The 10,158-nt window shown below is 38.8% G+C and carries 11 protein-coding genes; 9 read left to right on the top strand and 2 right to left on the bottom strand.

Annotated elements, in window-relative coordinates:
* The 6 genes from IJS99_09735 to IJS99_09760 all read left to right on the top strand — a co-directional run.
* Window positions 1–246, top strand: a 246-nt coding sequence (locus IJS99_09735) for a hypothetical protein (GenBank protein MBQ7562088.1), incomplete at its 5' end; no start/stop codon positions are given.
* Window positions 247–249: 3 nt separating this feature from the next.
* On the top strand, window positions 250–1,173 hold the full coding sequence (ftsY, locus tag IJS99_09740) for a signal recognition particle-docking protein FtsY (protein MBQ7562089.1): 924 nt from the start codon (window positions 250–252) through the stop codon (window positions 1,171–1,173).
* Entirely contained in the window at window positions 1,170–2,084 is a 915-nt protein-coding gene (locus IJS99_09745; GenBank protein ID MBQ7562090.1) for a hypothetical protein, read from the top strand. Before ftsY ends, IJS99_09745 begins: the two co-directional genes overlap by 4 nt.
* Window positions 2,081–2,614 (top strand): DUF4416 family protein, encoded by a 534-nt coding sequence (locus IJS99_09750; GenBank protein ID MBQ7562091.1) that lies wholly within the window; start codon window positions 2,081–2,083, stop codon window positions 2,612–2,614. Before IJS99_09745 ends, IJS99_09750 begins: the two co-directional genes overlap by 4 nt.
* The gene (locus IJS99_09755) at window positions 2,611–3,081 is read left to right on the top strand and encodes a hypothetical protein (GenBank protein MBQ7562092.1); all 471 of its coding nucleotides are present in this window, start codon (window positions 2,611–2,613) and stop codon (window positions 3,079–3,081) included. The genes IJS99_09750 and IJS99_09755 overlap by 4 nt, the downstream gene beginning before the upstream one ends.
* Entirely contained in the window at window positions 3,063–4,145 is a 1,083-nt protein-coding gene (locus IJS99_09760) for an alanine--glyoxylate aminotransferase family protein (GenBank protein ID MBQ7562093.1), read from the top strand. The genes IJS99_09755 and IJS99_09760 overlap by 19 nt, the downstream gene beginning before the upstream one ends.
* A gap of 56 nt (window positions 4,146–4,201) precedes the next feature.
* Here the strand turns inward: IJS99_09760 and IJS99_09765 are convergent, their stop codons facing one another.
* The gene (locus tag IJS99_09765) at window positions 4,202–5,770 is read right to left on the bottom strand and encodes a leukocidin family pore-forming toxin (GenBank protein MBQ7562094.1); all 1,569 of its coding nucleotides are present in this window, start codon (window positions 5,768–5,770) and stop codon (window positions 4,202–4,204) included.
* Between the two features lie 238 nt (window positions 5,771–6,008).
* Between IJS99_09765 and IJS99_09770 the strand changes: the two genes are divergently transcribed.
* The gene (locus tag IJS99_09770) at window positions 6,009–6,155 is read left to right on the top strand and encodes a hypothetical protein (protein MBQ7562095.1); all 147 of its coding nucleotides are present in this window, start codon (window positions 6,009–6,011) and stop codon (window positions 6,153–6,155) included.
* Here IJS99_09770 and IJS99_09775 read toward each other — a convergent pair.
* Window positions 6,145–6,300: a hypothetical protein gene (locus tag IJS99_09775; GenBank protein MBQ7562096.1), complete on the bottom strand. Its 156-nt coding sequence runs from the start codon at window positions 6,298–6,300 to the stop codon at window positions 6,145–6,147. The genes IJS99_09770 and IJS99_09775 overlap by 11 nt on opposite strands.
* A gap of 144 nt (window positions 6,301–6,444) precedes the next feature.
* On the opposite strand from IJS99_09775, the gene IJS99_09780 reads away from it, so the two are divergent.
* Both IJS99_09780 and IJS99_09785 read left to right on the top strand, forming a co-directional pair.
* On the top strand, window positions 6,445–9,429 hold the full coding sequence (locus tag IJS99_09780; protein MBQ7562097.1) for a response regulator: 2,985 nt from the start codon (window positions 6,445–6,447) through the stop codon (window positions 9,427–9,429).
* A gap of 19 nt (window positions 9,430–9,448) precedes the next feature.
* Window positions 9,449–10,144 carry a response regulator gene (locus tag IJS99_09785; GenBank protein MBQ7562098.1) on the top strand — a complete coding sequence of 232 codons (696 nt, stop codon included), beginning with the start codon at window positions 9,449–9,451 and terminating at the stop codon, window positions 10,142–10,144.
* Window positions 10,145–10,158: the final 14 nt, after the last annotated feature.

The raw sequence follows: 10,158 nt of genomic DNA on the forward strand, positions 1-10,158 counted from the left end.
ATGCTTTATTTCAAAATAGGCAGTCTGGCAAACGGCATTACTATCGAGCAGGCCCCGCAAAGTTCTCAAGCTCCCGAAACTTATGAGTACGCTATTGATTTTATTCTTGACCAGAATTTAACAGAAAGAATGACCCAGCGCGGCAAAGCATCTTGGCAGGTTGTAGGCTCAAGACGAACTCAAGACTCTACAAGCGGACAATACGGCTATGAATTTATTTTCATGCGCAAAGTCAGGAGTAATTAAATAATGGCCCTGTTCTCATTCTCAAAGCTCCGTGAAGGCCTTAAAAATGTTACTGCTAAGTTCGGGCTTGCTAAATTATTCGCGTCAAATAAATTTGATGACTCTTTCTGGGATGATCTAGAAGAAAAATTAATTATGGCTGATACCGGGCTTGAATTCACCGACGAGATTATTAATTTCTTGAAAGACTGCGCAAAAAATAAAAACGTGAAGACTCCGGCCGATCTGCAAAATATTTTTATTGAGCGAATAACTCAAGAATTAAGCTCGATTCCTGAAATGGGTCAAGATTTCGCGATAAATAATAAGCCTCTAGTTCTCTTAATGATTGGAGTCAATGGCAGCGGCAAAACTACCAGCGCGGGCAAACTCGCAGTAAAATTTAAGAATTCCGGCAAAAAAGTAATCATGGCCGCCGCAGATACTTTCAGGGCAGCAGCAGTTGAACAGCTCAAAATCTGGGGTGAACGCTCAAATGTTAGAGTAATTTCACAAGGTCAAGGATCTGATCCCGCAGCAGTTGCTTTTGACGCTTACAAGGCCGCAGAGAGTTCGGGAGCTGATTTATTGATAGTCGACACTGCAGGGCGTTTACATGACAAGCATAATTTAATGGAAGAATTACGCAAAATTTACCGCATTTTATTGCGTGAGGCCGGTCAAGAAAGATTACAGGTTGTATTAGTGCTTGACTCTGTGCTAGGTCAAAATTCAGTCGCTCAAGCAGAAACTTTTAACGCCATTATCCCCGTGAATGCAATTATATTAACTAAATACGATAATACTTCTAAGGGCGGAGTAATTCTCTCAATTGCTAAAAAATTGCGCGTCCCTGTTCGTTATATAGGCTTAGGAGAAGGCAGCGAGGACTTGAATAATTTTGACCCGTCAGAATTTGCGCGTGCCTTAATGGATTTGAACTCGTGAACAAGCCTAATTTAAGCATTCTCACACCTGAAAGCACGTTATTATTTTTCCTGCGTACACTCTTCAGCACTAATGCAGAATACGCCGTATATATTCCTGATTCAGGGGACGTGATTATTTTATCTAAGGAACAATTAGTCTCGCTCGTTGAAAGGGGCTGCGCTGACTCAATGATTAAGACTCTCCCGCAGTTAATAGCACGCAATATAGTTAATTCTTTGAGTCCGTATGAATTTGATTACCCCGAAGAACTTAACGCGCTTTATGTGAGTATAACAGGCTCATTTATTGCGACACTTGAGACTGCATTATATCCTGATGAGCCGGTTTTGCCCGAATGGTGGGACGCTCCCGTGCCCTTTGCTGTATCTTCACGAGGGATTTTGCGGTTGAATGAGTCAGCAAAAAATTTGTTAGGCTCTGAACTCGAAAAAATGAACGCCCGCGATTTACCCGATAAGGACGAATTTATTATTACACTTGAGAATAAATTTATAGCATTCAAGAAATTAAAAGCCGGCATTTATTCAGTTGATGACTGCACGAATGAATTAAACGAGGCTCAAGATATTACATGGTGGGCGGCAGTCGGTCAAGCATGGATTAAGGAAATTCAAGCACAGGGCGGACAATGGCAAAAATTAGATAATCCCCCTGAAGGCAAATCAAAAACTTTCAGAGCTTGTGAATGGCAGGGCGAGTTACAAGGCTACTTAAATATAATTATGCCTCCCAGAAAGAAGCAAGCTAGCAAGAAAAATTTATCAGCAAATAAATCTGAAAGCAAACCGGAAAATAAATCACAAGAAATTATTACCCGCAAGTCCGATGATGTTATTAGCAATATAGGGCCTCAAGCTATGGCGTTACTTGCTGCAGGTCAACAAAGAGAAGGAGTTAATTTATTATGAATCCCCCGCGCGTTAAATTAATAACCGGCATTCTTTACCCGTCCGATAATGAAAATTTATTGAACTGGGCAATTTCTGAACTCGCTAAATTATGGGGTCAGCCTGAATTATTCAGTAAATCAATACCATTTGACAAGACTAATTATTATGATGAGATCTCGCCGAACTTGAATAGAATCTTTATGAGTTTTCCGGGACTCTTTTATGCCGGAGATTTAGCTGACTGGAAACATCAAGCAATTAATATTGAATCTCTCACAAAGCATAATCATAATAATATAAGATCTATAAATATTGACCCGGGATATATTGACGGTGCTAGATTGATTTTAGCGTCTACTAAGGATCATGCACATAGAATTTATTTGCGGGACGGGATTTTTGCGGAGGTTACTTTGCGATATAGATTTAAGAACTGGCAGAGCTTTGATTACACATTCCCGGATTTTCAGAGTCGCTGCTATGATGATTTTCTTTCACAGGTCCGTAAATTATGGCTCAAAGAAATAAAGGAGGTTGATTTATCATGAGAAAAATTTTTGTGTTTATTGCGATATTTTTTGCGTCAAATTTTTGTCCCGTTTATGCGCTTGAATTACCCGATAATATTAACGAATGGCATTCACTCAAGGAATTTATTACGCCCCTGATACCAGCTGCAAATAATAAATACATAGGCCGAATTATGCATAAATATTACTCGCGCAATAATCCACGCGGTGATCTCGAAATTATTTTAACTGAAGGCACAGGAGCAGGAGAATTATATATCCCTGAAAGTGTGAGGGATTCAGGCGAATTATTTAACACCTCATCAGGTTATGAAATCATAAATGTATCAGGATATAGCGCAATTCTTGAGAAACACGAAAATTTGCCGCTTGCTTTGGCCGTGAAAATAAATAATAATACTACACTGACAATTGAGACTCACGCACTGAACGAGTCAGAATTAATAAAATTTGCAGGTGATTTATTATCGAACAGTATAAAATAGGACTCATTCCCGGCCCGGTTAAAATCCCCGAAAAATTTAGAGCTGCTTATAATATAGATTTTGCAAGTTCTGATTTAGAGAGCGAATTTTACGAGCTTTACGCAGATAATCAGGCCTTAACACAAAAAATTTTACACACTGATAATAATATTATTATCACTTCAGGCGAGGCCATGTCTATTTTATGGGCAGCACTTAAATGCACACTCAAGCCGGGCGATAAAATGCTTGCTATTTCTTCCGGATTATTCGGTGAAGGTTTTGCGGAAATGGCTCAAACTTTCGGAGTCAATGCTCAAATTTGCGCGTTTGATTATGATTTAATACCAGACAGCGAAAGAGTCCGCGAACATGTTAAAAAATTTCGTCCTAAAGTCATTACTGCTATACATTGCGAGACTCCTTCAGGGACTTTGACAAAAAATTTATATGAATTCGGCGGGATTGCCCATGAATTCGACGCGTTATTTATAGTGGATTTCGTATCAAGTGCAGGAGGTGCGCCCCTCGATGTTGACTCTTGCAAAATTGATATAGGCTTGTTAGGAAGTCAAAAAGTTTTGTCGCTGACTCCCTCGTTATCGATTTCGGCAATATCCCCGCGTGCATGGGAAGTTATAGAACGTGTAAATTATTCAGGCTATGAGGCTTATTTACAGTGGCGCAATGTTCCCGGAGAAAAATTTATGCCTTATACTCATGATTGGCACTCAATGAAAGCATTAAATTTATCGTTAAGTGAAATTATCACAGAAGGAATTAATAACGCTTGTAAACGTCATGAAGAATCAGCTAAATTATGCCGTGATATGGCGCGTGAAATCGGCTTAAAGTTATTCCCTAAGAGTGAAGATTTTTGCTCGCCCACTGTCAGCGCGTTCTATGTTCCTAAAAAATTTACTTGGCCTGAATTTAATTATTTACTGCGCAAAAAAGGTCTAGCAGTCGGAGGCAATTACGGCAAATTATCCGGGCAAGTCTTCAGAGTCGGCCATATGGGAAGTCAGGCAAATATCGAACTCGTTAAATCAGGAATGAATATAATTCGCGAAGTAATAAAATAAATTCCCCCTTCTCTCTCATAAAAGATTAACAAGAAAGCAGGGGGGCAATAAAAATTTTAGTTCGAGCCTTGTGTTATCTGCACGTCAAAAATATCGCCTTCAGTGTTCGTAATTCTTATAGTTCCCGTTCTCGGTGAGCCCGTTTTATTTGCTGAATAACTAAATGTTATAGTCTTCTCGTTTGCTCCTGTTGCGCTGCCATTTGCCGGAGTTAACCCCGTGAGCCAGTCAGAACCTTTTGTAATACTTGCTGACCAGTTACCTTCAGATAATAATACAATTTTTGCATTCCCTGCGTTCTTGTCAAATGCTTTTGAGCCTGCTGAGGGTGCAAAACTTGCGGGTCTTACTGCTAAGTGAGGCGGTCTCTTAATTGTGAAGCTGTAATCTTTGCTGTATTTATTTGCCTCTGTGTCTATCCTGTCGCCCCAGTAAGTGCCGAGCCGTCTGTGATATTTGCCTTGAGTAAGTCCGTCAACCCATTCGACATTTGCTTTAACTGTCAGCTTGTTATTACTTGATTTCCAGATTGCGGGGTTTACTTCCCAGATCCATTCTAAGTGTGAAGTGTGCTCAAGTGAAGAAGGCCAAGCTTCAAGCTCTCTATAACAATACGGCGCGCGGGTGCTCCATGTTCCTATATCCTTGCCCTCTTTAGGCCAGCTGAATGTGTAAATCCATTTTGCATTTGCCCTAGGGTTATTATTAGTGAAAGATTTATCATCGTTGTGTGAACGCGCTATCTCGTAATCAATCGCAGTATTTGAAACAGTTGACGAATAATTTATACTGTAGCTGAATTCAGCAGTTGCCGAGATTTCACCTTTGCTAATATTTGCAGAGAGTCCGACTTTTGCTCCGAATGAATAGCCCATAGTTGTGCTGGTAGTCTGTGAAGCTGCTTTATTATCAGGTGCGCTTGCTACAATTGCGACAGATCCGTTTCCTGTGTCCTGTTCTATATAGTGATTAAATGTTAATTTACGAGTGAATCCGTACATTAATCTTGCGTCGGAATTTCCTGCTGATACTGTGTAAGCATTTGAATTTATGACGCTCGCAAATTGATTCTTAGTGTTAGTTGAGTTATGCGCCCGAATGAGAAAATAATCTCTATTTTTGTCGAACGAGTGAATAGAGTACACATCATATTTTAAGCGCGTTCTCCTGTTAGCACGCCATGCGTTATATTCGCCCCTCAGTCCTGATATAGGACTCTTATATAACGGTTCGTCTTCCATTGCGTCCTTTATTTTTCTAAATTTGACTTCTGCGTTGTAATTTATATTAATCATGTCAGGCCCCTCGGATTTTGCTATTTCCGTGAGTTGTCCCGCGCCTGCTGATGTATTAATTTCTGATTGATTTTGCCCGTCCTGCTCGTCTTCGTCGTCGCCTTCATAATCTGCGTATAAATCATCGGGATCTTTATTTAAAAATTTTACCCATTCGAGAAAATCATTTATGCGTATTATATTAAATGCCTCGTCCGTGAAATCTTCAGGCATAAAATCTTCATCGCCCGACTCGTAAACTATATCACTTGATGTAATTGTTGAGCCCTCATCTTGTGAAGTAGTGCGGTAAACAGTCTCGTCAATGTCGCCTGATATTAATTCGTCCATGTCCGCAATAATATACGAAAAAGGTTCATAATCTCCGTCAACTTCACGCCAGCCGACTACAAAAATTTCAAAGTGTGATTCACTATCAAGTTCAGGCGGGTTATCTATTCCGAGAATATCGCATATTATTATAATATCTTCTGAATCAGGATATAAAGCCGCTATAATAAGCCCCTCATCATAGGCCGTGCGGACATCTGCCTGTTCTAAGCCTCCATAATTTGAGCCGTCAGTTAATTTGCTGACATCGTCAATTATTAATACGTTATCGCTTGAAGAAATATCTGCAATATCTGAAAATTTATCGATTGATATTACTTTCTTAATGTATGATGCAATATCGCTGTCTTTAAGGCGTGAGTCTTCTAAGCTGCCTAATATGTAAAATTTTGCTGAATTATCGAGGGGGGGGGGGGGGTGCTGTTGTCATCGTTATTTAATGATAAAGTGCCGCCGCTTCCTCCGCAGCCTCCTGATATAACAGCCGTAAATAACATTACAGCTATCAACGTGAAAATTTTTCGATTCATTTAAATATACCCCTTTCAAGTTATGGCTTAATAAAAACTTTATAAATTTTATCACGCGCGCTATTTTTTAGTGAGTATGCAAATTTTTCAAGTCTAGTAATATAATTAATATATCTCGTAACATGAAGGAGTTAAAAAATTTTAATGTGCCGTTCTCTGATTGAAACTATAAAGCAGCTGGAAAACAGGGCGATTCTATTACGCTCGGGAACTCTTGAAGCCGTCTTTATATCACCTGATTATCTAGCAATGATTGAGAATGATTTTACTAATTTCAGGGCAATGATTTATCCTGAAGATATTTCACTTGTTGATTACATGCTCGAACACAAGCAGGCACCCGACGGATCTAAAACTTTGCAGATAAGATTGACAGCTGATAATAAATTAATCTGGATCTCTGCCCACTTTGCTTTTATAGGCGGCGAATATATTTATATAACGTGTTCGGATATTACTAGATTCAAGAATTACGAGGAAAAAATCAGAACGAGCTACGACACTATAGGACAAAATTTTTACCATCAAGACGAGTTCACGCTGGGAATGTTCAGAGCTGATTTAACGGTTGACACTCTTGACGAGATAAGAGGCCGCGACATATTCCCGAATGAAGAAAGCATAAAAATTTACTCGGACATGCTCAAATCTCGCGCTAAACACTATATAAATTTTATCGAGCGCAAAAAATTTCTTGAGTTATTCAATGTTGACTCGCTTTTAGACTCGTACATAAAGGGACAAATCACGGCCAAGCAAGTTTTATTATCTAAGCGCAAAAATAATAATATTTGTTACGTAGAAATTTCAGCAATGATGACTCGAAATCCTTTTAACGGCCACGTCATAGCGTTTATTACTGAACGGGAATGCAACGACTCAAAAGTTTATCAGACTATAGTAGATAAAATTCTTGCGCGTCAGTTCGAAATGATTGCTTATATAGCGACCGGCAAATATCATATTACAGTCAGTGAAGAGTTAGAAGGCAGCATTCTCCCAAAAAATTCACATGACATTTTCAATCAATATATAAATGAAGAAATTATACCCATTTTACACGGCACTGAAGAACAGATTAAATCAATGGCTCATTCACTCGCGCCGGATTCGATTGCGTTCGGAACTCAGAGAAATTCACTCTATGAAGTAAATATTACATGCGGGATTGATAATAAAATTTTCCATAAGCAATTTAACTTTTACGCCGTAAATCCCGGTTTCTTTATCGTAATGGTAACTGATACTACAAGACTTCACACCGAGCAGCAAGAAAGAAATAAACAGCTTGAAGACGCTTTAGAACTCGCAAAGGCCGCCCATCAACAGGCAAAACGAGCTAATCAGGCTAAAAGCGAATTTCTTGCTAATATGTCTCATGAGATTCGCACTCCCATTAATGCAGTTCTCGGCATGAACGAAATGATTATACGTGAAAGCAATTCACCCAGAATCACGACTTATGCAAGAAACGTAGAGAGTGCAAGCAAAAATTTACTAGCTATAATAAATGATATTCTTGACTTCTCGAAAATTGAAGCCGGCAAAATGGAAATCGTAACGAGTGATTATAAATTAAGCTCGGTCTTGAATGATGTTACTAATATGATAGTTTTCAAGGCCAAGCAGAAAGATTTAAAATTTAATGTCAAAGTCGATGAGTCATTACCTGATGATTTATTAGGCGATGAAGTCCGAGTCCGTCAAGTTATCACAAATGTATTGAATAACGCCGTTAAATATACCCGCGAAGGGAGCGTATCTCTTGACGTTAAGGGCGAAAGAATTGACGGGAATATAAATTTAATCTTCACAATCACTGACACGGGAATCGGCATAAAACCTGAAGACTTGCCGAAATTATTCAAGAAATTTGAACGCGTTGATTTGGAGCAGAATAATACAGTAGAAGGCACCGGGCTGGGACTGTCTATAACTCAGAATCTATTAACTATGATGAACGGTGAAATTAACGTAACTAGCGAATACGGTAAGGGCTCAACTTTTACAATTTATCTGCCGCAAAAAATAGTCTCGTTTGAACCGATCGGGAATTTTCACGAGAAATTTATTCGTTATGTTCATGCATTGCGAGCTTATAAAGAATCTTTCAGGGCACCCGACGCAAATTTATTAGTTGTTGATGATACTGATATGAATTTGACGGTTATAGAGGGATTACTCAGCAAGACAGAAATAAATTTAGATACTGCTTCAAGCGGTAAAGAGGCTTTAACACTCACTAAACGCACAAAATATGATTTAATTCTAATGGATCAAAGAATGCCGCAGATGGACGGGACTCAGACGTTAAATAATATTCGCTCGCAAGAAAACGGGCTTAATATAAATACTCCGGTTATATGCTTAACGGCCGATGCTGTATCAGGTGCAAGAAATAAATACATAGAAGAGGGCTTCACTGATTATCTTTCTAAACCTGTAGAGAGCGCGAGTCTTGAAGCAGCGTTAATTAAATATTTACCCAGTGAAAAAATTTTATTGCAGGAAAATGAAAGCGAGAATCAAGTCCAGCAAGAAAGAAATATATCAGAACTTGAAAAATTTTACTCGCTCAATGAGGGGCTTAATTATGACGAGGCTATAAAGAATTGTGCGAATGAAAATATTTTAGCGAAAACTTTAAGCCAGTTCTGGAACTCAATAAATAATAATCTGCGTGAGATCGAGCAATTTTTTAACGAGTCCGACATAAATAATTATACAATCAAGGTTCATGCGTTAAAGAGTTCGGCTCGCTTAATAGGTGCTGAAGAGTTATCAAGGCGGGCGGCTTATCTTGAAGATTGCGGAAATAACAGGAATCTTGACGAGATAACAGCAAAGACTCCGGAATTATTGAATCTCTATAAATCATACCGCGAAAAATTAGCACCTCTTTACGAGAATAACGACGCAGAATTAATCACGCCCGAAAATTTGCGGGAAGCATACGAGGCAATAAAGGAATTTGCGGCCAGTTTTGACAGTGACTCAATTGATGGAATTATTGCGGCTTTAAGAAATTATAAAATTCCCGATAATGAATCAGAAAGATTTAACAAGATTGCTTTATGTGCTGATTCGGCGGATTGGAACGGGCTTAATTCGGCACTACAAGACATTTAGACAGGGAGAAATTTTTTACATGAAAGCTAAAATTTTATATGTAACTGATCGGCCCTCAATGGGTGCAGACATGTTATTAAAGACTTTGAGCAATGATTACGAGATTTTGCGGGTTCGTTCGAGCGATGAAATTAATCACGTGCCTGAATTAATATTTGTGAATCTCTCAGGGCTTGAGAGTTCAGACAAGATAAAAGCATGTAAGAATTCAAAAATTTTTTTACTCGGCAATAAATCAGAAATTGACTCAAGCGATATAGATAACTGCGAAAAATTTATAAAGCCTTTCAACGCTAATGAAATACGGGATAAACTAGCAAATATTCAAGCTCAAAAAATTAACAGCATAAATAAAATTATATTACTCGTCGATGATGACTCAGTAATGCTGCGGACTTTACGGGACGGATTAAGCACAAGTTATAAAATTTTGCCCGCAAATTCAGGAGAAAACGCACTGAAAATTTTAGCACGAACTAAGCCCGATTTAATTTTGCTTGATTACGAGATGCCCGGCATGAATGGGACTGAAGTTTTTGACTCGCTGAAAAATAATAACGAGTCCGCAAATATTCCCGTTATGTTCTTGACGGCAAAAAGCGACTCTGGCAGCATTGAGAAAATTGACGCGCTCAAACCTGAAGGCCATATGTTAAAGACTCTCCCGTTAAGAGAAATTAAAGCAAGAATCCAGAAATTTTTTGACGCTCAATAATGCAATCACTGGCG

It is taken from the genome of Synergistaceae bacterium, assembly GCA_017444345.1.
Classification (GTDB): domain Bacteria; phylum Synergistota; class Synergistia; order Synergistales; family Aminobacteriaceae; genus JAFUXM01.

Excerpts from the sequence above, each read along its gene's own strand:
- IJS99_09780 (MBQ7562097.1), top strand. The coding sequence starts at position 6,445 with ATGTGCCGTTCTCTGATTGAAACTATAAAGCAGCTGGAAAACAGGGCG.
- IJS99_09750 (MBQ7562091.1), top strand. The coding sequence starts at position 2,081 with ATGAATCCCCCGCGCGTTAAATTAATAACCGGCATTCTTTACCCGTCC.
- IJS99_09765 (MBQ7562094.1), bottom strand. The coding sequence starts at position 5,770 with ATGGACGAATTAATATCAGGCGACATTGACGAGACTGTTTACCGCACT.
- IJS99_09775 (MBQ7562096.1), bottom strand. The coding sequence starts at position 6,300 with ATGAATCGAAAAATTTTCACGTTGATAGCTGTAATGTTATTTACGGCT.
- IJS99_09785 (MBQ7562098.1), top strand. The coding sequence starts at position 9,449 with ATGAAAGCTAAAATTTTATATGTAACTGATCGGCCCTCAATGGGTGCA.
- IJS99_09755 (MBQ7562092.1), top strand. The coding sequence starts at position 2,611 with ATGAGAAAAATTTTTGTGTTTATTGCGATATTTTTTGCGTCAAATTTT.
- ftsY (MBQ7562089.1), top strand. The coding sequence starts at position 250 with ATGGCCCTGTTCTCATTCTCAAAGCTCCGTGAAGGCCTTAAAAATGTT.